This window comes from Winogradskya consettensis (assembly GCF_018332715.1).
Lineage (GTDB): Bacteria > Actinomycetota > Actinomycetes > Mycobacteriales > Micromonosporaceae > Actinoplanes > Actinoplanes consettensis.
On sequence record NZ_BOQP01000013.1, the window covers coordinates 152,159 to 177,604 of the forward strand.

Annotated in this window: 24 protein-coding genes; 11 read left to right on the forward strand and 13 right to left on the reverse strand. The window is 64.8% G+C overall.

The features are described from left to right. On the forward strand, positions 1–1,461 hold the full coding sequence (locus tag Aco04nite_RS15610) for a cellulose binding domain-containing protein (RefSeq protein ID WP_212997931.1): 1,461 nt from the start codon (positions 1–3) through the stop codon (positions 1,459–1,461). Between the two features lie 55 nt (positions 1,462–1,516). Here the strand turns inward: Aco04nite_RS15610 and Aco04nite_RS15615 are convergent, their stop codons facing one another. After that, positions 1,517–2,125, reverse strand: coding sequence for a TetR/AcrR family transcriptional regulator (locus Aco04nite_RS15615; RefSeq protein ID WP_212997932.1), 609 nt, complete (start codon positions 2,123–2,125; stop codon positions 1,517–1,519). A gap of 106 nt (positions 2,126–2,231) precedes the next feature. On the opposite strand from Aco04nite_RS15615, the gene Aco04nite_RS15620 reads away from it, so the two are divergent. Both Aco04nite_RS15620 and Aco04nite_RS15625 read left to right on the forward strand, forming a co-directional pair. Beyond that, positions 2,232–2,756 (forward strand): MarR family winged helix-turn-helix transcriptional regulator, encoded by a 525-nt coding sequence (locus Aco04nite_RS15620; RefSeq protein ID WP_244876016.1) that lies wholly within the window; start codon positions 2,232–2,234, stop codon positions 2,754–2,756. Continuing rightward, positions 2,753–4,357 carry an MFS transporter gene (locus Aco04nite_RS15625; RefSeq protein ID WP_212997933.1) on the forward strand — a complete coding sequence of 535 codons (1,605 nt, stop codon included), beginning with the start codon at positions 2,753–2,755 and terminating at the stop codon, positions 4,355–4,357. Before Aco04nite_RS15620 ends, Aco04nite_RS15625 begins: the two co-directional genes overlap by 4 nt. 220 nt (positions 4,358–4,577) lie before the next feature. On the opposite strand, the gene Aco04nite_RS15630 is transcribed toward Aco04nite_RS15625, so the two are convergent. Beyond that, positions 4,578–6,005 carry a DHA2 family efflux MFS transporter permease subunit gene (locus Aco04nite_RS15630; protein ID WP_244876017.1) on the reverse strand — a complete coding sequence of 476 codons (1,428 nt, stop codon included), beginning with the start codon at positions 6,003–6,005 and terminating at the stop codon, positions 4,578–4,580. Between the two features lie 92 nt (positions 6,006–6,097). After that, a complete protein-coding gene (locus tag Aco04nite_RS15635; RefSeq protein WP_212997934.1) occupies positions 6,098–6,751 on the reverse strand; it encodes a TetR/AcrR family transcriptional regulator in 654 nt (217 codons plus the stop codon). A 184-nt stretch (positions 6,752–6,935) separates the two neighbouring features. Between Aco04nite_RS15635 and Aco04nite_RS15640 the strand changes: the two genes are divergently transcribed. The 3 genes from Aco04nite_RS15640 (at position 6,936) to Aco04nite_RS15650 (ending at position 10,344) form a co-directional block, all read left to right on the forward strand. Beyond that, a complete protein-coding gene (locus Aco04nite_RS15640) occupies positions 6,936–8,540 on the forward strand; it encodes a tetratricopeptide repeat-containing diguanylate cyclase (RefSeq protein ID WP_212997935.1) in 1,605 nt (534 codons plus the stop codon). A 377-nt stretch (positions 8,541–8,917) separates the two neighbouring features. After that, complete coding sequence (locus Aco04nite_RS15645; protein WP_212997936.1) at positions 8,918–9,727, forward strand: SAM-dependent methyltransferase; 810 nt, start codon at positions 8,918–8,920, stop codon at positions 9,725–9,727. 245 nt (positions 9,728–9,972) lie between these two features. Beyond that, positions 9,973–10,344: a hypothetical protein gene (locus Aco04nite_RS15650; protein ID WP_212997937.1), complete on the forward strand. Its 372-nt coding sequence runs from the start codon at positions 9,973–9,975 to the stop codon at positions 10,342–10,344. Here Aco04nite_RS15650 and Aco04nite_RS15655 read toward each other — a convergent pair. Together Aco04nite_RS15655 and Aco04nite_RS15660 are read right to left on the reverse strand one after the other, a co-directional pair. Then, positions 10,290–10,928 (reverse strand): nitroreductase family protein, encoded by a 639-nt coding sequence (locus Aco04nite_RS15655; protein WP_212997938.1) that lies wholly within the window; start codon positions 10,926–10,928, stop codon positions 10,290–10,292. The genes Aco04nite_RS15650 and Aco04nite_RS15655 overlap by 55 nt on opposite strands. A gap of 524 nt (positions 10,929–11,452) precedes the next feature. Beyond that, positions 11,453–11,827 (reverse strand): hypothetical protein, encoded by a 375-nt coding sequence (locus Aco04nite_RS15660; protein ID WP_244876018.1) that lies wholly within the window; start codon positions 11,825–11,827, stop codon positions 11,453–11,455. A gap of 479 nt (positions 11,828–12,306) precedes the next feature. Between Aco04nite_RS15660 and Aco04nite_RS15665 the strand changes: the two genes are divergently transcribed. Continuing rightward, on the forward strand, positions 12,307–12,543 hold the full coding sequence (locus Aco04nite_RS15665; protein WP_203837505.1) for a DUF397 domain-containing protein: 237 nt from the start codon (positions 12,307–12,309) through the stop codon (positions 12,541–12,543). An 84-nt stretch (positions 12,544–12,627) separates the two neighbouring features. On the opposite strand, the gene Aco04nite_RS15670 is transcribed toward Aco04nite_RS15665, so the two are convergent. Further along, positions 12,628–13,518 carry a Sco1979 family transcriptional regulator gene (locus Aco04nite_RS15670; protein ID WP_212997939.1) on the reverse strand — a complete coding sequence of 297 codons (891 nt, stop codon included), beginning with the start codon at positions 13,516–13,518 and terminating at the stop codon, positions 12,628–12,630. Positions 13,519–13,824: 306 nt separating this feature from the next. Here Aco04nite_RS15670 and Aco04nite_RS15675 point away from each other — a divergent pair, with 306 nt between their 5' ends. Then, positions 13,825–14,145, forward strand: coding sequence for a hypothetical protein (locus Aco04nite_RS15675; RefSeq protein WP_203837503.1), 321 nt, complete (start codon positions 13,825–13,827; stop codon positions 14,143–14,145). Between the two features lie 295 nt (positions 14,146–14,440). Further along, positions 14,441–14,626: a hypothetical protein gene (locus tag Aco04nite_RS15680; protein ID WP_212997940.1), complete on the forward strand. Its 186-nt coding sequence runs from the start codon at positions 14,441–14,443 to the stop codon at positions 14,624–14,626. Here the strand turns inward: Aco04nite_RS15680 and Aco04nite_RS15685 are convergent. Both Aco04nite_RS15685 and Aco04nite_RS15690 read right to left on the reverse strand, forming a co-directional pair. After that, positions 14,623–15,456 (reverse strand): phosphoribosylaminoimidazolesuccinocarboxamide synthase, encoded by an 834-nt coding sequence (locus Aco04nite_RS15685; RefSeq protein ID WP_212997941.1) that lies wholly within the window; start codon positions 15,454–15,456, stop codon positions 14,623–14,625. The two genes, Aco04nite_RS15680 and Aco04nite_RS15685, sit on opposite strands and share 4 nt — an antisense overlap. Positions 15,457–16,168: 712 nt before the next feature. Continuing rightward, positions 16,169–17,410, reverse strand: coding sequence for a DNA cytosine methyltransferase (locus Aco04nite_RS15690; RefSeq protein ID WP_212997942.1), 1,242 nt, complete (start codon positions 17,408–17,410; stop codon positions 16,169–16,171). 102 nt (positions 17,411–17,512) lie between these two features. Here Aco04nite_RS15690 and Aco04nite_RS15695 point away from each other — a divergent pair, with 102 nt between their 5' ends. Both Aco04nite_RS15695 and Aco04nite_RS15700 read left to right on the forward strand, forming a co-directional pair. After that, positions 17,513–17,974, forward strand: coding sequence for a very short patch repair endonuclease (locus tag Aco04nite_RS15695; RefSeq protein ID WP_280519347.1), 462 nt, complete (start codon positions 17,513–17,515; stop codon positions 17,972–17,974). An 82-nt stretch (positions 17,975–18,056) separates the two neighbouring features. Next, positions 18,057–18,995: a NaeI family type II restriction endonuclease gene (locus tag Aco04nite_RS15700; protein ID WP_212997943.1), complete on the forward strand. Its 939-nt coding sequence runs from the start codon at positions 18,057–18,059 to the stop codon at positions 18,993–18,995. A gap of 286 nt (positions 18,996–19,281) precedes the next feature. Here the strand turns inward: Aco04nite_RS15700 and Aco04nite_RS15705 are convergent, their stop codons facing one another. From Aco04nite_RS15705 to Aco04nite_RS15730, 5 genes are all read right to left on the reverse strand, one after another. Continuing rightward, on the reverse strand, positions 19,282–21,105 hold the full coding sequence (locus Aco04nite_RS15705; RefSeq protein ID WP_244876019.1) for a DEAD/DEAH box helicase: 1,824 nt from the start codon (positions 21,103–21,105) through the stop codon (positions 19,282–19,284). Next, complete coding sequence (locus tag Aco04nite_RS15710) at positions 21,102–22,502, reverse strand: ParB N-terminal domain-containing protein (RefSeq protein WP_244876020.1); 1,401 nt, start codon at positions 22,500–22,502, stop codon at positions 21,102–21,104. Before Aco04nite_RS15710 ends, Aco04nite_RS15705 begins: the two co-directional genes overlap by 4 nt. Before the next feature lie 62 nt (positions 22,503–22,564). Continuing rightward, positions 22,565–23,239 (reverse strand): hypothetical protein, encoded by a 675-nt coding sequence (locus tag Aco04nite_RS15715; RefSeq protein ID WP_212997944.1) that lies wholly within the window; start codon positions 23,237–23,239, stop codon positions 22,565–22,567. A gap of 1,226 nt (positions 23,240–24,465) precedes the next feature. Next, positions 24,466–25,002, reverse strand: coding sequence for a DUF305 domain-containing protein (locus tag Aco04nite_RS15725; protein WP_212997968.1), 537 nt, complete (start codon positions 25,000–25,002; stop codon positions 24,466–24,468). Between the two features lie 29 nt (positions 25,003–25,031). Further along, positions 25,032–25,446 (reverse strand): carbohydrate-binding protein (locus tag Aco04nite_RS15730; RefSeq protein ID WP_369076652.1); only part of this gene is annotated, 415 nt, incomplete at its 5' end.

Below are 25,446 nucleotides of genomic sequence, written 5' to 3' on the forward strand. Positions count from 1 at the left end.
ATGGCACGTCGTCGTCTGCGTTTGGCCATCTACGCGGGAGCCGCCGCAATCGCCATCGGCGGTGGCGCCGTCGCCGCGGTCGCTGCCACCAACCCGTCGACGCAGGCCACCGGCGGGCTCACGGCGAGCTTCACCAAGGACTCCGACTGGGGCAGCGGCTACCAGGGCAAATACACGATCACGAACTCCGGTGGCGCCGCGGTCAACGGCTGGCAGCTCGTCTTCGGCCTGCCGGCGAGCGCGAAGCTCAGCAGCTCGTGGGAGGCCACGGTCACCACCGCGGGGACCACGTCGACGGCGAAGGACAAGGGCTACAACGCCACGATCCCGGCCGGCGCGACCACCACGTTCGGGTTCATCGTGACCGGCGGCGGCGCACCGACCAGCTGCACGATCAACGGCGCGTCCTGCGGTGGCGGCGGCTCGACCCCGACCACGGCACCCACCACCGCGCCGACGACCAAGGCGCCCACCACGGCACCGACCACCAAGGCGCCCACGACCGCGCCCACCACGAAGGCGCCGACGACGGCACCGACCAGCGCACCGGCGACCACCACCCCGCCGTCATCGGGCAGCGGCAACGTGCTCGTCGCGCCGTACGTCGACATGGGCCTGCTCTCCAACGGCAGCACCACGCTGTCGCAGCTGGCATCGAGCGGGAACGTCAAGTCGTACTCGCTGGCGTTCGTCACCAGCGTCGGCTGCAAGGCCAGCTGGTTCAACGCGTTCGACCCGCGGGCCAAGCAGTTCGGTGACCAGATCACGGCGATCCGCGCCGGCGGCGGCGACGTGAAGGTGTCCTTCGGCGGCGCGACCGGCATCGAGCTGGCGCAGGCGTGCACCGACGTGAAGGCGCTGCAGGCCGAGTACCAGGCGGTCGTCTCCGCGTACAACCTGAAGTACATCGACCTCGACATCGAGGGCGCGGCCGTGGCCGACCCCACCACGATCGCCCGCCGCTCGACCGCGCTCGCCGCGCTGCAGAAGGCCAACCCCGGCCTGAAGATCTCGCTGACCCTGCCGGTGCTGCCCGAGGGCCTCACCGCCGACGGTGTGAACGTGGTCAAGTCGGCGAAGAACGCGGGCGTCGACCTCGACCTGGTCAACATCATGGCGATGGACTACGGCCGCTCCGGCCAGGACTACGGCGACCTCGCGATCCAGGCCGTCAAGTCGACCAAGGACCAGATCAAGTCGGTCTACGGCAACAGCGACGCGGCCGCCTTCAAGATGGTCGGCGTGACCCCGATGCTGGGCAAGAACGACGACAACGGCACCTTCACCCAGGACGACGCCCGGGACCTGGTCGCCTTCGCCAACAGCAACCACCTCGGGTTCGTCTCCTTCTGGGAGGTCAACCGCGACAAGAACGCCTGCAACGGCGCGCTCTTCCAGTGCACCAACGTCACCCAGTCGCCGTTCGAGTTCTCCAAGATCTTCGCCGGCTTCAAGGGCTAGACCTCAGATTTCCGTCCCCCAACGGAAGAACCATCCCCAGAGAGAACGCGGTCCCTTACGGGGCCGCGTTTTCTCGTTCAAAACCCTTACCGAGCTCAGCGACCGTACGCCGGGCCAGGTCACGCAGGGGTGTCTCGTCCGGGCTCTCCAGCCAGAAGTGCAGCGCGACCCGCATCGCGGTCATGAACGTGGCGGCCATCAGCCGGGCGGTGACGGGATCGCCGAGCCGATCGGCGACTGCGCCCGCCAGCTCCTGCTCCAGCGCGGCGAACGTGCTGACCTGCTGGACGAGCAATGCCGGCTCGGTACGCAGCAGCCGCGTCTGCGCCACCCACTGCGGGTCGACCACACCGATCTGCTCGTAGTACTCGTCGGACGCTCCGGCCAGCGCGGTCCACGCACTCTCCTGCGCTGGGCGGCCCCGGACCAGGTCGACGAGCGTGGCGATGCGGCGGTGGTCGCCGTACAGCAGCGCCTCTTCCTTGTTGGCGAAGTAGTTGGAGAACGTGCGCCGGGAGACCCCGGCCTCGTCTGCCACCGCCTCCACCGTGAGCCGGTCAGCCCCGTGCGCGATCGCGAGCCGGACCGCGGCCTCATGCAGGGCCTGGCGGGTAGCGGCCTTCTTGCGCTCCCGCAGCCCGGGCTCGGACGTGGCGGTACTCATGGCCGAAGCTTAGCGGCGATCTGCATCACTTCCCAATGGGCAAACTTGCACTTTGAGCAAGTCTGGCAGATAGTTGTATGTGACACCCATCCCGCAGGAGGCTCCCATGCCTGACGACGCCGGCACCGCGGCTCGTCGCGAACTGCTCCATCAGGTCCGCGAGATGTTCACGGCGTTCCGCCTCTTCAAGGGCGAGTTGCCGAGCCAGCACGCGGCCGTGCCCCCGGGCACCCTGATGGTGCTCGCGTCGATCGACCAGATGACCCCCGGCTCCGACGCGGGCTGCCACCTCAAGGACCTCGCCGTCCGCTGCTCGCTCGATCCCTCGACGGTCAGCCGCTCGGTCGCCGCCCTCGTCAAGTCCGGCCTCGTCGACCGCAGCGCCGACCCGGTCGACGGCCGCGCCAGCGTCCTTGCCCTGAGCGCCCACGGCCGCAGCACCCTCGACGAGATCTACGGCTGGATCGACGACCGCCTCGCCATGGCCATGCGGGGATGGGACCTCGACGACATAGCCGTCTTCACCGCGCTCATGCAGCGCTTCTCCGCAGACCTTCTCCCCCGAACCACCACCTCGCCGGAGGCCGCGCGCCTCCCGCAAGCCAACTACCCGCTGGAGGCCGCGCGATGAGCGCACCCACCACCACGCGCGTCGAACCTGATGCGATGAGCCACCGCCAGATCCTGGAGGCCCTCAGCGGCCTCCTGCTGGCCCTGTTCGTCGCCATGTCCAGCGCTACCATCGTCTCGACCGCCCTGCCGACGATCATCGGATCGCTCAACGGCACCCAGAACCAGTACACCTGGGTCGTCACGGCAACGCTGCTCACCAGCACGGCGACGACCCCGATCTGGGGCAAGCTCTCGGACCTCTACAGCAAGAAACTGCTGGTCCAGCTCTCGATCATCATCTACGTCGCCGGCTCGATCGTCGCCGGCTTCTCCCAGACCGCCGGCGAGCTGATCGCCGCCCGCGCCTTCCAGGGCATCGGCCTCGGCGGCGTCCAGGCCCTGGTCCAGGTCGCCATCGCCGCGATGATCGCGCCCCGCGAACGCGGCCGCTACAACGGCTACCTCGGCGGAGTCCTCGCCCTCGCCACGGTCGGTGGCCCGCTGCTGGGCGGCGTCATCGTCGACTCCCCGCTGGGCTGGCGCTGGTGCTTCTTCGCCGGCGCGCCCGTCGCGGTCCTCGCCCTGATCGTCCTGCAGCGCACCCTGCACCTGCCGGTCTTCAAGCGCGACAACGTCAAGATCGACTACGTCGGCGCGAGCCTGATCGCCCTCGGCGTGAGCGTCATCCTGATCTGGATCTCGTTCGTCGACAGCTCCTTCGCCTGGATCTCCTGGCAGACCTTCACCATGGTCATCCCCGGCATCCTGATCCTCGTCGCCGCCGTCTGGGTCGAATCCCGCGTCGCCGAGCCGGTCGTCCCCCTGCCGATCGTCAAGCAGCGCAACACCGCCCTGGCCATCGTCGCCAGCCTCGCGGTCGGCATGGCGATGTTCGGCGGCTCGGTCTTCCTCGGCCAGTACTTCCAGATCGGCCGCGGCTACAGCCCCACCGAAGCCGGCCTGCTCACCATCCCCCTGATGGGCGGCCTCCTGGTCTCCTCAACGGTCTCCGGCCGCATGATCACCAAGACCGGCAAGATCAAGCCCTACATCCTCGCGGGTACGGCAATCCTGGTCGCCGGTTTCGCCATGCTCGCCTTCATGGACCACGAAACCCCGCTCTGGTTCCTCTGGACCGGCATGCTGCTGGTCGGCGTCGGCGTCGGCATGTCGATGCAGAACCTGGTCCTCGCCGTCCAGAACTCGGTCTCCCTCAAGGACATCGGCGCCGCCAGCTCCACGATCGCCTTCTTCCGCTCCCTCGGCGGCACGATCGGCGTCTCCGTCCTCGGCGCGGTCCTCGCCCACCGTGTCACCGACTCGATCACCAGCCAGCTCGCCGCCTCAGGCGCCCCGGCCGGCTCCGGCGGCGGCAGCATCAGCGCCCTGAACCTCACCAGCCTCCCCGCCTCCATCCAGCACATCGTCCGGGCCGCCTACGGTGACGCCACCGGCCACATCTTCATGATCTCCGCCTTCATCGCGGTCATCGGCGTCGTCGCCTCGCTCTTCTTCAAGAACATCACTCTGCGCACCTCGCTCGACATGACCAAGGCCGCCGCAGAAACCAAGCCCGCCGCGGACGAAGCCACCGTCCCCGCCGAAGCCATCACCCGCTGACCCACCCACCACGATCAGTTGTGCACAATTTAATTGTGCACAACTGAAATCACCGCAGCGCCCGGGCGAACCGCCCGGGCGCTGCTTCGTGCGCGGCCAGCTTTCCGCCGGGCCAACATCTCTTGCGGTTGGCTTTCGCCGAGCCGACGTTCGCGCGGCCGGCTTCCACAGCGCCGGCGTTTCGCGCGGCCCGCTTCCACAGGGCCGGCGTTTCGTGCGGTCAGGCCGCGACTGCGGCTTCGGCCATCTGCTCCTCGGTGGGGCGCAGGCGGGGTGCGGCGAGGGCGGCCAGGATGTTCGCGGCAGCGAAGACAGCAGCGATCAGCAGACCCCGCTCGAACCCGCCGACCAGCGCCTCCTGCGGCTGAGCGCCATCGCCGAGCAGGCTCTCCACGTGCGAGGTGGAGAACGTCGTGATGATCGCCAGGCCGAGGGCGCCGCCGATCTGGTAGCCCGCGTTGACCACGCCGGAGGCCGCGCCGGCCTGTTCGTGGGTGACGTCGGCGACGGCGGAGATCGAGGCGGGGGTGCCGACGGCGATGATGCCGATGCCGAAGAGGACCAGGCCGGGCAGCACCGTGGCGGCGTAGGACGAGGTGGCGTCGGCCTGGGAGAGCAGGAGCAGGCCGGCGATGCTCAGGACGCCGCCGCCGATCTGGACGGGCTTGGTGCCGAAGCGGGTGACGAGCTGCGCGGAGACCACGGCGCTGGCGATCGCGGCGAAGCCCATCGGGAGGAATTCCAGGCCGGTTTCGAGGGCGGTGAGACCGCGGACCTGCTGGAGGAAGATCGCGGTGAGGAAGAACATGGCCAGGAACGCCGCGCCGTTGAGTGCCAGCGCCAGCGTCGACGTGGTCATGCTTCGAACCCGGAAAAGCGTGAGGGGTACGAGTGGAGCAGCCGAACGGGCCTCTACGCGTACGAAGGCGAACAGCAGAGCCGCACCACCGATGAGCAGGGCGATCACCTCGAAGGACGACCACCCGAGGGGTTCAGCCCGGATCACGCCGAGCACGATGGCCAGCAGGCCGGCGGTGCTCAACAGCGCACCGGCGACGTCGAACGTGCGCGGGCCGGTCCGGGATGCCCGGCTCTCCGCCACGATCGACGGCGCCAGCAGTGCCAGCACGATGGCGAAGGGCACGTTGACCAGGAAGATCCAACGCCAGGAGAGCGAGTCCACGAGTACGCCGCCCGCGATCACACCCAGCGTGCCGCCCAGTCCGGCCAGGCCGCCCCAGATGCCCATCGCGATGTTGCGCTCACGACCGTGGGCGAACGTGACGGTGAGGATGGCGAACGCCGCCGGGGAGAGCAGTGCGCCACCGAGCCCCTGAACGGCTCGCAGCACGATGAGCTGGTCCGGCGATTGGGCCAGCCCGGCGAGCAGCGACGTCAGGCCGAACAGCAGCAGGCCGATCACGAACATCCGGCGTCGCCCGACGAGGTCGGCAACCCGGCCGCCGAGCAACAGGAAACCACCGAAGAGCAGGGTGTACGCGCTGATCACCCACTGCAGCGCGGAGGCACTGAACCCGAGATCCTGCTGTATGTCGGGCAGCGCCACGTTCACGATCGTCACGTCCAGCACGACCATGAACTGCGCGACTGCCACTACGGCCAGGGTCGGCCATGGATTACGGGACACCGCTTCACCCCCACGCTCAAGCCGCCCTATGCGGCGTACATGTACACCGTATATGTACGGCGTACAGGAGCGTCAAGGGATGTGACGTTGCTCTACCGGATGCCTCGCACGCCCTGGACCAGCAGGTCGAGGTTGAGATCGAAGAAGTCGTCCTGACCGAAACAGCTGACCAGACCCGGGGCGGCTGCGATCAGGTGCGGGAACCGGGTCGGGGGCAGCGCTGTGAGCGTCGCGGTCTTGAGCCGGAGCCGGCCTTCCAGATCCTCGGGCGTGACGACCTCGCGCTGCCCCGGATCGCCGGCGACCAGCGCGACGACCGAGCAGAACAGGAACGTGGCGACCTCCGCGGCCCGGTGCGGCTCCAGCCCGGCCTCGGCCAGGAGCGCGAGCACCCGCTCGGTCAGCTCCAGGCCGGCGTCGGCAACGAGAACCTGACGTGCCGCCATTCCGGCCACGGTCGGATGCGGGCGCAGGGCAACGGCGATGGCTTCGAGTACGTCGCGAAGCTGGGCGTCCCAGGGGGCCTCCGACGGCGGCGGCAGCTTGACGGCCTCGACAAGATGCGCGGCCAACGCGTCGAGCAGGGCTTCCTTGTCGTTGAAATGCCAGTACATGGCCATCGGCGTGACGCCGTTCTCCTGGGCCAGGCGCCGGATCGTCACGGCCTCCAGACCCTCGGCATCGGCGAGCGCCATCGCGCAGTCGACGATCACATCCCTGCTGAGACGCTGATTCCGCTTGGCCATGCGCCAACTGTACGACGTACATCGGCCGCTTCCCGCCGGCGGCCGCGAGATGGATCACGTCTGCGACTGTGGGATCAAGTGTTCACTCACGGCTAACCTTCGGAAACAGAGCGCATTGGTGATTGTTCTTCAGCGGGAGCCCGAGTTGTCGATGAATCGTGGTGACACCGAGAGGAGCAGGCCGATGCAGGGGCGCTTGACCGACGCCGACCAGCTGTCCGCTGCCCTTACCGAGCTCGAGGACCAGTACGTCTGGGCCGCGGATTCGTCGTACGACACCGCGACCGCGTACGAGCGCCAGGCCCGTGCCCTCGGCGACGAGCGGCTGATCACCCGCGCCCGGCTCTGCCAGGCGAACATGCTGATGCGCATGGGAGACGTCGCCGGCGCCGCCCGCCAGATCTGGGCTCTGCACCGCTGGGCCGCCGATCACGACGACCGCGTCCTGCAGGCCCGGACCCACCTCGTCTGGTCCAACATCCATCGCCACCTCGGCGACGCCGCGCAGTGCCTGGAACACGCCGTGCTCGCGGTTGAGCTGCTGGACGAGAGCGCGACGGCGTACATGCACGTCTGGCACCGCACCAAGCTCGCCGACGCGCTCGGGCTGGCCGGTTCGATGGACGCCGCCCGTGCCCGTTACGAACAGACCGAGGTGCTCGCCGCCGAACTCGGCGAACCGAAGCTGCTTCTCGGAGTGCTCAACAACTACGCGTACACCGAGCACGCCGCCGGCGAACACGAACGAGCCCAGGCCGTGACCAACCAACTCCAGCTGATCGCCCTGGAACACGGGCTCGAGCTGGACCCGGCCGGCCTGGACACGATCGGCGCCATCGAGATCGAGAACGGCAACTACTCAGAAGCCGAGCAACTGCTGCTGGAAGCCGTACGCAGGCACGAGCTCGGTAAGTACGAAGACGCCGACGCTCTCGCCGAGTACAAGCTCACGCTCGCCCGTGCACAGCGGTTCCTCGGCGTCACCGATCGTGCGCAGGACAGCCTCGACAGATCCCGGGAGCTGTGCGTCTCGCGGGGACTCGGCGATGTGCTGGTCCGCGTACATCAGGAACAGGCCGAGCTGCACGCGGCGCGAGGCGATTTCGCCGAGGCCTTCGCCGTCCACAAGATCTTCTTCGCCGCCCACCACGCCCTGCACTCTTCGCAGCGTGAGGCCCAGGCCCGCACCCGGCAGGCGATGTTCGAGACGACCGAGGCACGCCAGGAGGCCGAACGCTTCCGCGAGCAGGCCCGCCGCGACCCGCTGACCGGCCTGCGCAACCGCCGCTACCTCGACGAACAGCTGCCCGAAATGATCGAGCAGTGCATCGGCCTCACCGTGGCCATCGTCGACCTCGACCACTTCAAACGGGTGAACGACCAGCTCTCCCACAACATCGGCGACCAGGTGCTGATCCAGGTAGCCAAAATCCTCGAAACGGAGCTGGCAGCCGTCTCACCGGACGGCTTCGTCGCCCGAATGGGTGGCGAGGAATTCCTGCTCGCCCTCCCCGGAATCACCGGCCCCGCCGCCGGCACCCACCTCGACGGCATCCGCGTCGCAATCTCCTCCTACGACTGGTCCGAACTGACCCACGGCATGCCGATCACCGTGAGCATCGGGGTCGCGGGGCTGACCGACACGAACACCGCGTCGCAGGCCGCCCTGCTGTCCATCGCGGACCGCAACCTCTACGTCGCCAAACACGCAGGCCGCGACCGGGTCGTCGCCGGCAAACACCTCGACGGCCGCCACCGCTCCTACCGCAACAGCGCCAACGCCGCCTAACGCCGCCTGCTTTCTCTGCGCCGGCCCGATTCGCTGGGCCAGGCCGTTCCGCTGTGCCGGGCCGTTCCGCTGGGCCGGGCCGATTCGCTGCGCCGGGCCGTTTGGTCGGCTCGGCTCCGCTGGGGGCAGGCTTGGGCGGGTGCGTGCATCCGATATGCGGGGATGCGTCCGTGGCCCTCGTCCGGGTGGGCGACACGGCTGAAATTGATCATCTTCGAGCGCTACGCTGACCCCCTTGCTTCGGGGCGTAGTCTCGATTTCCGGGCCGGCCCCTCATGATGTCGAGCTGATCAGCATGTCGAGCAGATCAGCCAATTCGAGCAGATCAGCATGTCGAGCAGATCAGCACGTCCAGCAGATCAGCGGAGGCGGTCGGTATGACGAGTGACAGCGAGACGGCGCCGCCCGGGGTCAACCCGAACGTGCCGCATTCGGCCCGCATCTACGACTACTGGCTCGGCGGCAAGGACAATTTCGCCGCGGACAGACAGGTCGGCGACGCGATGCTGCAGGCGATCCCCGGCCTGCGTGCGATGGCCGCCGAGAACCGCAAGTTCGTGCACCGGGCAGCCCGCGACCTGGTCACCGGGGAAGGCCTGCGCCAGTTCCTCGACATCGGCACCGGCATCCCGACCCGCCCCAACCTCCACGAGATCGCCCAGCGCCTCGCCCCCGAGACCCGAGTGATCTATGTGGACAACGACCCGATCGTGCTCGTGCACGCCCGCGCGCTCATGGTCAGTAGCGAACAGGGACGATCCGAGTACATCTCGGCGGATATCCGCGACCCTGATTCGATTTTGACCGAAAAGGTTCTCCAGGAAACCCTCGACCTCAAGCAGCCCGTCGGCCTGACCCTCATCGCCATCCTGATGCTGCTCTCCGACGACGACGACCCGTGGGCCCTGGTCGCCCGGCTCCGCGACGCCCTCCCCTCGGGCAGCGTCCTAGCGATCACCCACCCCACCGCCGACTTCAACCCGGCAGCGGTCGGCGAAGCGGTCGCCTCAGCACGCGGCGCAGGCATGACCCTGGTCGCGCGCACCAAGGACGAAGTAGCACGCTTCTTCGGCGACTGGGAACTACTCCCGCCCGGCATCGTCCCGACCTCCGCCTGGCGCCCGGACGCCCCGGTCGACAACCCCGAAGCCACCTACTACTGGGCCGGCGTCGCCCGCAAACCCTGAAGCCCCCGGGCCGGCGTCGCCCGCAAACCCTGAAGCCCCCGGGCCGACATCGCCCGCAAACCCCGATTCCCACGGGTTTACGGTCAACCACAAGCACTGACGTGGCGGCTGGCTCACTGGTCGCAGCGATTGAGCTTCGACTGCTCAGGCGGCTCGTCCTGGGCCGGGCTTCAGCGGCCGGTGACTGCCAGGGACGGAGAGGTCTCCGGTTGGAGGACGGGTTGAGCGTGCCGCGCGGAGCGTGGATGGATGATGCGCAGTGCGTGGAGGCTGCGCTGAGTGCCGTCAGGACGGCGTGTCCGGGTGCGGTGCTCATCTCTGTGTCGACGTCGGACCAGGCGTACCGCGGATTTGTGATCGACGGTGTGTTCAGCGCGTACGGCACGGCCCTCGTCGAAGGCGCCGGCTTGGGTGCGCTGCGGGATGAGACGTCGCCGTGGTTGTCGTCGGTGGCTTGGGACTCAATTCTCGACGAGGACGAGTTCGGGTACGCCTGGCACGACCTCCGGGATGGTGCGTGGCATTCGGGAGGACATTCGGTGGTCGAGGCGGGCCGTGCGGCTCACCAGGAATCCCAGTGGATCACCGAGTTCGGGTCGGGTCGCTCGGCGGGGTGAAATGCGGTGCCTTTTGTGTACGCGAGCGGGGTGAGGACCGCCTGCGCGACGGTTTCGTAGGGGATGCCCAGAATATCGGCCACGTCGCGCTCGCGGGCGCGGTGCATCGAGGTCCAGGCTGTCCCGAGGCCGCGGGCTCTCGCCGCGAGCATGAAGCTCCACATGCCGGGGAGGATGTTGCCCAGGCCGGCCTCGGCTGACGCTCGGTCGGGGCCGATTGTGCACCCGAGGACCAGGGCGGGGGCGTCGCCCATGTGGTCGCCCAGGAAGTCGGCGGAGCTCGCGACCCTGCCCTGAACCCGATCGCGGGCAGCGTCCCCCGTCGAGAGCCCTGGGTAGTAGGGCGAAGCCTTGTAGCCGGCGTACACCTCGCGGTAGACCTGCCCGACTGCCTGGCGCTTCGCCTCGTCGCGGACGACGACGAAGCGCATGGTCACGACGTTCGAGCCCGACGGCGCCTGCAGGGCCATGGCCACGCACTCACGGATCAGCTCGTCGGGGACGGGGCGTTCGAGGTCCAGTCGCTTGCGGACCGCCCGTGTGGTGGAGAGCAGCTGATCGGCGTCCAGTCCGAGAAGGGTCATGCCCATATTCTGCGCGCCAAGATCAGCATGTGCCTGAAGCGGGAGTGGAACGCTCGGGGTGAGGTGGCCAACTCACGCAGAACGAAGGGTGCGGGCGGCTGTTCTGGCGCCCTCGGCGCCTTGGCCGGTCGGGCCCGGCCTCGACGGGAGTTGCGGTCTGCACCCACCACTCAGGCACGACATCCAGATTTTGATCTTCACCCTTTTGTCGCAGATATCCGACTCCCGGGCCGGCCTTTCCACGAAAACGCGGCCCACGAAAACGCGGCCCGCGAATACCTGGCCTACGAAACCGCGGCCTCCGAGACGCAGCTTGTAAAAGACGCAGCTTGCGAAAGACGCGGCCTGTGAAAGACGCAGCTCGTGAAAGACGCGGCCTGTTCATACCCGGCCTGTTCATACCCGGCCGGCCGAGCGATCCAGCACGGGGGAACCGGACCGCCCGGCCGGGATCCGGGCTGCGCACCGCTGGGGCGCGCGTTGAGCGACGCCGCAACCGGCGCCGCTCCTCTTCTATGACGTTGTCAGGGCCGTAAACGTGGACGCTTCCGGGCCGGGGGATTCGGCAGGCGGCTGGCACGCACCAGGACCTGACGGACAGGCCCGGGGCGGCCGGTGCGCGGGTCGACCACGGTGCCCTCGACCTCCAGCCAGACGTCGCCCTCGTGCGGGATCGGCTTACCCCACTCGACGCGCTTGAGACGCATGACGAGCGGGCCGATCCCATAGCAGTAGTCGTGCTCCTCGAAGACGTGGATCGGCCATGCGGCGAGGCTGGCCTGCGGACGGCCGCCGCGGAACGCTGTCGCCGTTATTGACCAGCCACGCAGGCCTGCGACCCCCGAGGGGCGGCGCGTTCGGGCGCAATGGACGTGCTCAGTGACGCGCGTGGGAATCACCGCCATCGTCCGGAAGGGGCGGACCCGGACGGATGCCGTCCTTCCGGGTCAATGCGTAGCGCACCCCTCCGAACCGGTGGGACACTGTGGCCGCGCGGGTGGTAGCCGCTCTCATGCCATCGGTGTGTTGCTCGCCTCGAATGATGAGAGCCGGATTGCAACGTCTCTGCGCGTCAACAGCGTCGTTATCGGTGAGGGTCCAGAGTTCCGGGCCGGTGTTCGGGACAGACATACCTTTCCTCCGCTCGGACGCCCCCGCCAGAGAGCCCCGCGTCAGTGGCCGCACGGGCCGTTCCGCGACCAACCCGTCACGCAAAGATGTCACCCTCCGTGATCCCCATAGGGTGGGGTACGTGCGTTATCATGCTCACAATCATGTGAGAACGCAAGGCCAAATGCACGTGCATCTGCACAGCAGGTAGCCAGCGGGACACACATCGCCGGTCCCCGGACCGGTCTCACCGTTAGGGAGTCAAGTAATGACGCGCATCTTCAACGGCATGCCCGCCGGCCAGCTGCAGGATGTGAGCTGGAAAAAGAGTGGCCGCAGCAACCCCAGCGGCAACTGCGTCGAGTGCGCGACCCTGCCGGACGGCAGCGTGGCGATGCGAAACTCCCGCGACCCGGAGGGCCCGGCCCTGATCTACACGCCTGCCGAGATCGAGGCTTTCCTCGGTGGGGTCCGCGATGGGGACTTCGACCACCTGCTTGGGTGAATCTCTGTAGCCACCCGAGTGACACCTGGGCGAATTAAATACAGAAAGTTACCGAGCCACGACCGAAGATCAATTCGGCCACTCTCAGTTGGGGCGGCCGATCTCGTGCAGCAGCTTGCCGAGGATCTCCTGGGTGTGGTTCGGCGGGTCGGCGTCGATGCATACGCGCTCCATGGCGATCGCGTACTGGTCGACGTCGTCCCGCTTGTCCAGATAGATACCGCTGGTCAGCTGCTCGACGTAGACCACGTCGGGCAGCTCCGGCTCCGGGAAGCGCAGGATCGCGAAGGGCCCGCCCGCGGCGGCGTGCCCGCCGATGTGGAACGGGATGATCTGGAGCCGGACGTTCGGCTTCTTGGACGCCTCGATGAGCGCCTCGATCTGGCCGCGCATCACATCGAAACCGCCGATCGGGCGGCGCAACACGGCCTCGTCGATGACGGCCCACAGCTGCGGCGGGTCGGTGCGCTCCAGCAGCAACTGCCGCTGACGGCGCAACTCGACGCGACGGTCGATCTCGTCCGCGGTCGCGCCCGCGTGACCGAGCATGATCACAGCGCGGGCGTATTCCGGCGTCTGCAACAGGCCGGGTACAAACTGGATCTCGTACGTCCGGATCAGTGACGCGGCGGCTTCGAGGCCCAGATAGGACTGGAACCACGACGGCATGACATCGCCGAAGTGGTGCCACCAGCCGGGGTTGTTCGCCTGCCGGGCCAGACCCAGCAGCGCCTCGCGCTCGGCCGAGTCCTTGACGTCATACATGGTCAGCAGATCGGCGACGTCACGCTCCTTGAAGCTGACACGCCCGAGCTCCATGCGGCTGATCTTCGAGCCGGAGGCACGGATCTCATAGCCGGCGTCCTCACGGCTGATCCCCTTGCCTTCACGAAGCCGGCGAAGCTGCGCACCGAGGAGGATGCGGAGCACGGTGGGGCCACTGTTGGGCGCCTCGTCCTGCGAACCCGCGCTCACCTGGCTCCTTGTCCCGTACTGCCCGCAAACCTGCAAGTTGCAGATCCGTCGCCCAATGCATCCTAAGGGTGAGATCGTCCGACGGAAAACCGAACGTTCGGCCATCCTCTCATTCAGACGCACGTGCCGGATGCACGTGCATCCGACCTTGCGGACGCACTCGATCCCGAGCATGATATCTGACAGGCGGTCGTTGGTGCGCTGACACAGAGTGCTGAAAAGTGTGGCCATTCCGGTGGTCACACGACGCGACCGCTCAGGGCACCGCCCGATGACCGAGTCGATCCCGGAAGCAGGAGGCTCTCGATGTCGACCCCGAGCATGGCCCCACCGCAGCGTGACCCGGCCGAGGTAGCGCCGGCGAACAGCTACCACAAGGCGGACCCCGTCTGGGTCTACCGCAACGGCTGGCGTGCCGGCGTGATCGAGGCGTCCTCGGTCATGGCAGTGACCGTCACCTACCGCCCCGGCAGTCACATGGGCACGGGCGTGGACACGTTCACCGCGCCGTATGTGACCTACCGGGCCGACGAGGACCCCGCCCTCGACCGCCGCCAGGAGAACGCCCTCGCGTTCCGCCGCCCCAAGACCGGTGGCGACGGCGCCGCACTGCTGGGCTTCAGGTGACCGGAGCCATCACGCTGGCCGCGCTCATAGGGTTGGCCAGCCTGCTCGCAGGCGTGGCCCTTGGTTGGTATCTGCGCCGCTCCAACGACTGGTGCGCGCAGTGCGGCGAACAGCTCGGCTGCGACGCGTGCGGGAGTAAAGCCGCCTGGCCCCGAGACCTGGTCGCCGACCGACACTAGTTTCTACGTCTGGTTCAACGTCTGGTTTCAACGTCGCCCGGGTGGGGGTAACGCGAAGCTGTGCCCGCGTCCACACTCGACGCCATGGTCGCCGCCGCCCCACCCTGGAGGAAACCATGACCGACCCGTTCATCGCCGCCACCGTAGGCAGCTCCCCCGAGGGCATCCGCCACGTCAGCAGCGAAGAAGCCGTAGAAAACCTGCGCCGCGACGGCGAGCTGAACGAGGCCAACGCCACCACCACGGTCCCGACGCCGGCCCCGCCGATCTCAGCCCCCATCGACGAGCCCGAGACCCTCTAGCGCCACTTGTCGCCGGTGAGCCGCTCATAAACTTCGACATACCGGTTCCGGGTCGCCTCGACAACCTCGTCAGGAATCTCCGGCCCGGGATCCGTACGGTCCCAATCGGACTGCGAAGACCAGTCCCGCAGGAACTGCTTGTCGAGGTAACGAGGCGGCTTCCCCGGCTGCCACTCGTCAACAGCCCAGAACCGCGCCGAATCCGGCGTCAGCAGCTCATCACCAAGCTTGAGCCGCCCATCCGCGAACCCGACCTCAATCTTCGTGTCGGCAAGAAGGATCCCGCTCCGCTCGGCAACCTCAGCCCCACGCCGGTAGACCTCCAGCGCGATCCGCTTCAGCTCAGCGGCAACATCAGGCCCAACGGCAACTTCCACCTCGGCGTACGTCATGTTCTCGTCATGACCCGCCCCCACCGGCGCCTTGGTCGTCGGGGTGAAAATCGGCTCCGGCAGCTTGGAAGCCTCGGTCAGCCCCGCAGGCAGCGGAACGCCACAGATCGCGCCATCCTTCTCGTAGCTCTTCAACCCCGAGCCGGCAAGATAGCCCCGAACGATGCACTCGACCATGACCATCTCGAGGCGCTCGCAGCGCACGGCCCGGCCCGCCCACTCCTGGGGGACATCGGTCGCCGAGATGATGTGGTTGGGCACCACATCCGACAGCTGGTCGAACCACCACAGCGACAGCTGAGTGAGAATCTTCCCCTTGTCAGGGATCGGCGTCGGCAGAATCACGTCATAGATCGAAATCCGGTCCGAAGCGACGAGAACGATGTCATCCCCGTCCGAGTAGACCTCCCGGACCTTCCCCGAGTGCAACAGCTCCACGTGATCCCCTTAGCCGGCGTCCTACTCCTGTGCAGGTCACGCTATATGACGAGCCCTTGCGCAGCGGGACGTGCCCTACGAACGCCAACGTCATGCGTCACACCGTCTACACAGCACCTTCGTACCTTACGTGTATCCAATCTCGGAAGGCCGGGCCTGCGGCGCCTCTGCTAGTTCGTTCCGCCCATGGACATAGATATCGCGCGATAGCAGCCGAGCCAAAGGTAGGTGCGCCCACGCCGAAACGCTGCGCCGAGCGCGCCCCAGCTGAGGACTTGCCAATGTGACCAGCAGCATCACAGACCAACCTGCACACTCGGCCCGGGCCTAACACTCGGCAACGGTAACGTCGGCTGGCGCCCCGGGTTACAGGCCTCGGCCCTGCCACACGATCGTGCGCTGGTCGGCGTAGCGCAACTCACCAGCCTTGAGTCCTGAACTGGTGAACAAATACGCCGACGTCTAAACAAAAGTCCGGATGATCTGATTTACGTTGACGTTGGGGAACTCGGCACCGGCGGTAAGAATGCCCTGCTCCAAACCTTCCCGCACACCTGCGCTCACCACCGGCGCCACTCCACCGCCGGTGGCCCACTTACTATATGCATCCCAAATAATCTATCGCATAATACGGCTGCAGACTAGATGGCGACCCAGTCGCTAAATAACCCGAAATGCTCCTTTTTCATATATCAGAACCATGTTCCGGGCGCTAGCTGATGCGCGCTTGATATTTTGCAAAGAGCTCATGCCGATCATGGTCCTCCTGGCCAACGAACGCCCGGAAATTACCAAGCCGGTAAGCAGGGAGGGCCTTTTCTTCATTCACTTCAATATTAAAATCACGACTTAGCAAGCTGATGCGGCGCTCAATCTCCGGCGCCTCTATGGGACGACCAACAGCTTTGACGAGTTGATTGAAAGTCACAAAACCTTCAGTCTCTCGCAACACACGATAGACAGGGTCATGTTCGACTGCATCCCGCTGCTGGGGAATACCTACTCGCCGGAAGGCACGCATGATCGAGTTTCCAACCGCCGCCGCCACGGGCGGAGGAAAGGCGTTTCCGATCTGCCTGTATTTAGTTGTTTTGCGACCGGTGAACGACCATTCGTAGTCATCGGACCAACCTTGAATCCTAGCGACCATGTCGCAGGTGAGCTTCGGGCCCACCTCGAACGATGCTCCGGGCATGGGCGCTTCGTCCGCCACTCCAAGCCCATCGACGCCCATCTCAGCCCATGCACGCTTGGCACGGGTTGGCCCCAGGTCAGCACCGCCGTGCTTTTTGGATCCACCTACGATTGTCGGCGCAATCTTGCCGGCGCGCTTAGCCCATGACGTGGCACCCTCCCAGCCGTTCGAGGCCATCAGGTCCACAATGGCTTCGCCAACTGTTGGCGTTACGTCGACATGTTCCGGCCACGCAAAGTAAGCCGCGTCCTCTGGACGCATTGCAACGAGCACAAATCGAGGACGAAGTTGGGGAACCCCAAAATCTGATGCCTGCAGCAGCTGCCAAGATGCTACGTAACCAAGCGACGCGAGCCGGTCAAGCACATGCTGCCGATAACCTGCGAATCTTGGCATGCTTAAGCCGCGGACATTTTCCAGGAGAAGAGCCCTGGGCCGTACAATCGCGGCAAGCTCAACGGCCCAAGCAAACAAGTCACGCTCGTCGGTTGCGCCTAACTGTTTACCCGCAATTGTGAACGGAGGACATGGAACCCCCCCGGCGAGAAGCGAAACGCCTTCGTAGTCGGCGGGCTTCCACACATCGTCGCTGGCGACGTCACCCTGCGCAACTTTCCAGGAAGGGCGATTCTCACGAAGCGTGTTGCAGGCATTCTGATCAAGCTCAACAGCCAATGCGTGCTCAAAGCCGGCCTTCTCTAGGCCAAGTGCTTGACCGCCGGCTCCGGCGCAAATTTCTACTACCTCAAAGCTGGCCATGGGGCCTCCTTCCAGGGCTGCGCGCTAAGCCCAGCTGCCGACGAGTTATCTTGCCTCAGACGAAATGGTGCGCTGCGAGCACCGTAGGAGGATGTGATCGGCGTGTCTGGGCACGACCCGATTGAGGGACGCACGAAAGCGCACGAGAAGGGCCTGTACCCAGCTCCGCTGAGTGCGGGGCGGTCGCGCAACATGCAGGCTAACCGCAGGACGGATACCAAGCCCGAGGTCGTGCTTCGGTCCGCACTGCACCGGCTGGGGTACCGCTATCGCAAGGACTTTCTGCTTAGACTGCCCGAAAACGTACGAGTACGACCGGACATTGTCTTCACGGCGCGTAGGGTTGCCGTCTTCGTAGACGGCTGCTTCTGGCATGTATGCCCTCAGCATGGTCGACAGCCCACCACGAACGAGTGGTATTGGACCCCGAAGCTCCAGCGAAACATGGAGCGGGATCGCCGAGCCGACCTCGCCCTAGCCGAGGCAGGCTGGAACGTCGTGCGGATTTGGGAACACGAGTCTCTCGAAGATGCCCTGGTGATGGTGCGCGAGGCCCTGCCGTAGCCGAACACGCGTTCGATCTTAGCGGTCCTGCGGTACGAAAGCAGGTCAAGATTCGGGCACGGCGATGCCCTAGGTTGTGATCGTGGACGCATCCTTCGATCCCGAACTCAACCTAGTCGCAGCCACTCTCCAGCTGCTGGATCCCCATGGAGCACTGACTGCGCAAGTGCTAAGAGAGACCTTCGATCAGATCTATGACGGCCAGCGAACCGGCCGTTACAGCATCGAGCGTTTGGCCAAGACCGAACGAACCCACATCGGCACCTTAGTCGAGATCAACATGCAGCGACGGTTTGGCTACGCAGACGGCAAGGACCTCGACTTCGCCGTAGCGGGACACGACGTCGACGCAAAGTATTCTATGCGCTTTGGCGGCTGGATGATCCCGATCGAGGCGCAAGGTAAGCTGTGCATGCTAATTCATGCCGATGACATTGCGGCACGATGGTCACTGGGAGTCTTTCGGGCGAGCTTAGAGCTTCTGAACGCTCCAAACAGAGACAGCAAGAGGACTATCAAAAGCATCCACCTTGATAGAGCAAAGTGGCTTTTCAAGGATTCCAAGCTGCCGGAGAACACGCTTCTGCAACTGTCAGCTGCCGATCAGGCCGCCATTGAGGCTGTTCCCGTCGGAAAGAAGCGTGTGGCGGAGTTGATGCGAAGGGCTGAGGGTCGTGTCGTTAATCGAGCATCTATTGAGGCAACGGCCCAGCAGAAAGACTATATGAAGCGAGTACGCGCTAACGGCGGAGCAGCAGACGATCTATCTAAGGAAGGTTTTCTACTCCTTGGCGGGACGCGGCTCGCAAGTCAACGCGTCGCCAATGACTTGGGCTTACAGATCCCCATGCCCGGCGCGTTCGTTCCGATCCGTGTGACCCTGGCCGAATCTGGGACAAAGGAACCGGTCGCCACCATAGACGGCGTAGCAATTCGGCGGTGGAATAAAGGAGAACGAGTCATTGACACCGCCACCTTCAACCGGTCACTCAACGGACCGGCGGCCGCCGGAGCAGAATAGCGTCGGCCAACGAAGACTTTGCCAGATCCGTACGAGGGGCACGGCACGCATGCGAGCACAATACGGTTTCTCACCGTGTCGAGCCCGTCGCGTTGGCAATAACCTTCATTTCGAGCCAAGATCTGCATCTGCGTAGACCCGCCTTATCAGGGCCTCACATTCAAGGCTTAACTTTGACCAACCACCGGTGGGCGCGTCAGTAAAACGGCCAACCCTATTTTCCAATGAGCGGCGGCCGGAATACCCCAACGTGCAGGGCAATTCCTGCGACCAATCCGATATATTTTTACTCATTGAGGTGAGCCAGCACCGCCCGGACATCCTCCGAGTTCATGCCGCCGATGGTCTCGCCATCTTCCTCTTGCAGGTCGCCTAGCTGCTGCACGGCTGGGTCGTTCAGAATACCGCCCATGAAATCCAACTTCATTTCGAGTCGTCGCGCCACCACCTCGTCAACCGTCCCACGTGCGGCCAAAATGGTCACTCGAGTCTCTGTATCCTTAGCAAGCCCAAGCCGGTGAATACGATCGAGGCTTTGCAGGAACCGGCCGGCCATGAAGTCCCGGTCCACATACAACGCATCGTGGCACCAGTGATGCAGGCTAATGCCCTCACCCAGAGTAGCCGGGTTTGAGATCAGAACTTGGCATTCTGGGTCTTCCCGGAACCGGCGGATTTCCTCGTCTCGGTTCGGGGTACCCCCGTGGACAACGGCGGGCTTAAAAGGCTGAAGCAGCGATTCCAAGGTGGTGATGCTCCGGACGAAGCTGCTCCAGACCAGCGTCTTTCGATTCGCAGCGGCGTTCTCGGCGACGATCTTGACGGCCTGTTCGTACTTTGGAGATAGCTCGTACTTTGGAAGGTTCTGAAGAAGTGCTCCTAGCGAGTCGTTGACGGGTGGTTCCAGCGGCGGGACCTGGAAGGCGAGGGGTTCATTTTGAGTCGCTCCTTGAGTGATCAGGGCCGGACTGGTAGCGGCCATGAGCAACCGCAGCACCGCCTTGCCGAGCAACTCGAGGTCGCCGGATCTGGCGGTCGGATTGCCTTTGAGCGCCTCATAAATCTCCCGATGAAGTGGCGGAAGATCAACGTATCGGAGCCGTGTAGTGATCTCCGGAAGTCCTAGCTCCTTTTTGGTGGTGCGGGTGAAGAGGGGGCGAAGTACGGTGCTCGCGTAGACGAGATCGCCACCGCCGACCGCATCCGAGACCACTCGCTTACCGTGTCCAGGCCAGACGAAGGAGAGGAGGCTCTCTAAATCGCGAGCGCCGTTGGGGGCCGGGGTTCCAGTGAGAATAAGCCTTCGTGCGGCCTGAGGCCCCAACGCGAGACACGCAGCACCATAAGCTCCACTCGAGCCCAGCTTCATACGATGAGCCTCGTCCAAGACTATTAGCGATGGGCCTGCTCTAAGCCATGCAGATAGCGCATTAACGGATCGGCTGAGCCTCTCATAGTTTACGATCAGCAATTCACAACCGTGATCAGGACTCGCGCCCATGACCGATGTACGCAACGGTGCTTCAAAGCAGGCGTCACTTTCAAAATTCCATGATTCGTACGCCGACTTCGGACAAACGACGAGGACACGACGAGCCTCGCCCCGGGCGCGCATGGCCGCAAATACGGCAAGCGCCACACGGGTCTTGCCGGCGCCAGGAACGCTAAAGTTTGCGCCGTGACGGAGCGAGAGCAGGCGCGCGATGTCACGCCGCTGGAAATCTGTCAGGTCCGCGATCCAATTGTTTCCGAGCGCAGCGTCTACGTTTTCCGGGGAAATCGCCTGCGAATCAACTGTGGATCCGTCGTCGGCGAGACTTCGCTGCGCGCTCTCGGCATCATCAAGGACATCGTTTACCAGAGCGGCTAGTTCACCGTCCCAGTCCACACCCTCGTCCGTCCAGGCTGCGAGTTCACCTATGCCAGCCAGGAAGTCGTCCAGCTCAATCTCCGCACTCAGCGGTCCGGTCTGCCCACCGATTGCGATGCGACTGACCAGAGTCGCAAACTCTTGACGGAATCCGGAATGCGTCCTCAAGACCACCTTCGTGCGAGTGACATCCAGGGCGAGCCGCAATGAGGTCGCAGGACCGGCAACGGGATCACTCACTTCCGCACCGCGGCGCTGAGCCACGCCAGCCCATCGCCGGGAAGCTTGATCGTCTTGTCGGCCTCGGTGGCGACCTGGTTCAGAAAGTCGCGCAGCCTCACTAGTGCATCATCGAAGGCCTCCTCGTCGAGACTGCGGTTGGCGCGGGACATGACTAGATCCGTCACGCATTGCTCGAGGTCCTTGCAAGCGTCGTTGATCCGGTCCGGGGCCGCCTGCCGCTTCTTGCGCAGCCGAACATCCCTGCCGGCCGCCGTAATAGCTTCGTTAAACGCGTCCAGCAGACTCTCCTTCGCCTTCGAAGCCTCAGCGAGTTCCTCAGGAGTGGCCTTTACGCCCGCGGCCTCCACTGCCTTGAGCTTCAAAACCTTGTCCGTGAGCACCCTGGCGGCGGCTACTTTAGGAGCAATCGCGGGCACAGCGCGATTGAGCCCGGGGATGACTTTAGCCGCCTGTGCAGGCGCCGATGGTTTGAGATCCGGGGGGAGATGGACCTCAAGATAGCGACTCTGAAAGTCAGCACCGATGTAGCGGACATCAGTTTTGGCGAAATCCAAAGTAATAGCGGCTAGCCGAGCTTCTTTCAGAAGCTCGGCTGTTTCTTTGTGCCGCTCGGATTTCACTGATCGATGAAGCTCAAAAAGCTTCTCCTTAGCGTTCTCAAAATCCATTAAGCGGAGACTGAATGGACCGTTCGAGCTTCGGCTGACGAGGTCGCGGAGGCTGCTAAGAATCCAGACATCACGCTCGAGAGCCCCTACAGTTGTGTGAAATATTTTCGTGATTCCGGTCAGCTCGAGGCCAAGCGTTATCTGTTCCTCGAGGGCAAGCAGGTGGTTGATATAAGAGTAGTCACGCCGGTGGTCCTGACGAAGCTGGAGCGTGAGCTCGACAGCGTGGATGTCGTCCCACCCGCACGATTCCGGCAGCACGCCTACTCTGGTGGAGAGTTCTCCAAGCTCCTTCAGCGCGGCACGTCGGGTGTTGCCGTTGACGAGGATCCCGCTGCGGGTAATGAGGCCGGGTTCGAGTTGGCGATACTCGCGTAGGCTCTCCTTGAGCTCGTCGAAGCGCGGGTCACGCCGGGACGGATCGGCCGGCTGGGAGGTCAAGAGGTAGTGCAGGTACTCCTGACTTTCGGCGCTCCAAGGATCGTCGTCCAGCAACCGATCCTTCGCAGGGTCATGACTACGCTGGGCCCTGATTCGATGGGTCCCTGGGTTGTAGTAGAGCTGGTTGACAGGTACGTCGATCACCTGGACGTTTAGCGGCATGCCGCGGAACTCCACCTTGATTGTCTCAGGTACCCCGTTTGTTCCGCTCGCCTCAGCTAGCCGCTGGTCGACTAGTTCCCTGACTGCCGCGGAGCCGGGGGGAAAACCGAAGTCAATCCTCATCGCTTGTCCTTCGTCTGGGACACCTTGCCGGCGTCGTTACCGTTGCCTGTGGCTCTACTGGATCAGGGAAGGGCCTCACGGAGCTCCTCTCTGGCCTCCAGGGGCAGGGTGCGGAAGTCAGCCCATATTTGCTCGACTTCGCTGAACGCACGGCTATCCTGGTCAATCCAGATCGCGAGCATCTTCTTCTCAATCATCGGCAGCCGTGCGACCCGTGCCAGGACATCCCGCAAATCTGCGGCCATCTCACGGCCACCCACCCGGCACCGGTTGCACTCAATCACGAGTTGCGTCTCGGTCCGGCCCCCGGGCAGCAGCATCGTGCGGCGGGCAATGTCGAGCTGCGCGGTGACCGCAGTCCCGTCGTACCGGTCGCCGGGCCCAATTCCGCAGCTACGGCACTTATAGCCATCACGGGCAAGAATTTCCCGTCGCTGGCTTGAGGTGACAGTTGCGGTGGCCGGCCTCGTGCCCTTACCTGGCTGCCAGACCGGGATGCCCTGCTGGGTGAATCGCTGCTCGTGAGTGTCGAGGCTGGCGTCCTCGCGGCTGGTATCGATCTTCCAGCTGAAGTTCCGCAGGTCGCGCATACGCCGGTCGATCTGCGCGACGTCGGGAAAGGCAGTCCTGAGCTGCGCCTTTGTGAAGGTATTACCTTCTCCGACCACCTGAACGAGCCATAGCCCCGCCCGCTTCATGGTACCTAGCCGCGCGTCACCCCAATCGGGCATCGTCACGAGAACACTCCTTCTCTATCTCTCCGATGGCCAGGTCGTCGCCCGGCTGCAACTAATAATCCGCGGTTCCCGCCGATCTGGAAGGCCCCGCTGTTCCCTGATGAATCCAGGAACAGCGGAGACCCGCAGATTGCCGGACGTGCGGAAGAATTCTCCTGAACACCGACGTGCAGCACCACGTCCAGCCGCCGTATGCAGGGATACAAAGCTGAGGGGGTCTCGGTTTGCCAGGCCGGGGGAGACTGACCAAACTTGATCTTCATGAAGGCGCGTTGCGCCAGTTCACAGAGCTGCTGCGCGTATGCCATCAGTCTCTGAGTACCGAGGGCTTCTCGCTGCGAGACATCGCTCTGCACTGCAATGTGAGTAAATCCACCGTTTCGGAAGTGCTACACGGCAAGCGGAAAGTTCCGGGCAGCTTCCTGAAAAGCTTCCACGGTATGGCGGTCGGCACCACGAACGCTTCTAAGATTCCAACACTTGGAGAGTTGCAGGACTTGCACTCGATCGTGACCGACGAGGCTGAACGTGCCTCTGAGGCTGAGCGATCGTCCAGCTGCGAAGCTTGTGGCCGACCATTACGCGCAACGCCTCGGGCCGTCCTCGACGAGCCGGCCACGCCCACTGAGCCGCCTGCGGCGCGGTCTGCAGACCTGCCGGTCCCCACCTCATTGGGGGACCGGCGGAACAACTGGAGCGCAATCGATGACTTGAAGGGGAGGCTGGCGGCAGGCCAGATGGCTGATGCTGCCGGCATTATGCGTTACGCAGGGCAATACGAGGCACCTAGCGAAACAGCCACGGCCATCGCGGCTTGCCTTCGCGAGGGGGTGCCAGATGCGGTATCGACTATCAGCCGTTACGCGGCAGAGAGACCCGATGAGGAAATTCTGCTCATAACTAGGTCTCTACTAGAGGCCGGTGTAGTAGATGCCGCACAGAACCTAGTCTCGCTGAGGCTTGACCAGTAAGGCTGAGGCTTGACAGGCGAGACAGGGGTTCCTGCAGTGCCTGTCATCCTCGGTCTGGGCTCGCTAGAACGTCAGCTCAGCCGTACGACCAGAGCTAGGAAAGGTATAACGACTCCGGCCGGCTCGCTGGTTAGGCGCGCCGGCCGGAGGGTGGGCTTTGGCGGTCTTGAAGGGGAGACCGTTGGGCCCGTTTTGCCGAGCTGGCGGCTGCGAGGGGGATCAGCCGGGGGATGCCAGGTCGGTGAGTTGGGGGAGCTAGCTGTTGAGCATGGTGAGCATTTGCTGGATCTGGTCGGTTCGGCTTTGGCGAATGCGGGTGGCCAGGGCTTTGGCTTCTTCGTTGGTGCCGTCGGTGGTTTCCAGGGTGGCCATTTCGACGGCGTTGTGCTGGTGGGCTACGAAGAGGTTGAGGAAGGCTGTTTCGAAATCCTTGCCGGTGGCTTTTTTGAGGGCTGCGATTTCTTCCGGGCCGGTTGCTGGGAGGCCGCCGTGGTCGGCGTGGGCGCTGGGGGCGTGGTCGACTGTGGTGGGTTGCTGCCAGTCGGTGAGCCAGGTTTTCATCAGGGTGTCTTCGTCTGATTGGGTGGCGTCGACTGCGGCGGCGAGGGTCTTCAGGTCGGCTCGGGTGGCTTTGTCCTCGGCCAGGCGGACCATTTCGAGGCCCTGCTCGTGGTGGGCGATCATCATTTGCAGGTACATGGTGTCGGTGTCGTTGTGATTGCCGGGGGCTTTGACGGCTGCGGAGACCGTGGTTGCCGGCGGGGTGGTGGGGGCGGTGCCGCAGGCGGTCAGGAGCAGGACCGTTGCGAGGGCCAGGCGCTTCACCGGGGGAGCCAGAGGGCGAGGGTGTAGATCGATGGTTCCCAGCTGCGGAGGGAGGAGTGGGACTGGCGGCATTCGTAGGTCTTGCCTTCGTACGTCACCTTGTCGCCGGTTTTGTAGGACACGCCCGGCGCCCAGGAAGAGGATGACGAAACGGGAGCCGCGGAGGAAGTAGCAGGAGCCGCGGAAGTCGGCGCGGCGGTGGAAGGGGCCGGCGAGGGAGTCGCGGAAGGGGCAGGCGAAGCGGGGGCGGGGGAAGAAGAGCCGCCGCCCACGTTGAGGTCGATGCAGCTGTAGAAGGCGTTGGCGGTGTCGCCGATGTTCCAGACTGCTAGGACCGTCTGCTTGCCGGGGAAGGCGCTCAGGTCGATGTTGTGCGTGACCACGGCGTCCCCCTGTCTGTCAGGGTGAGTT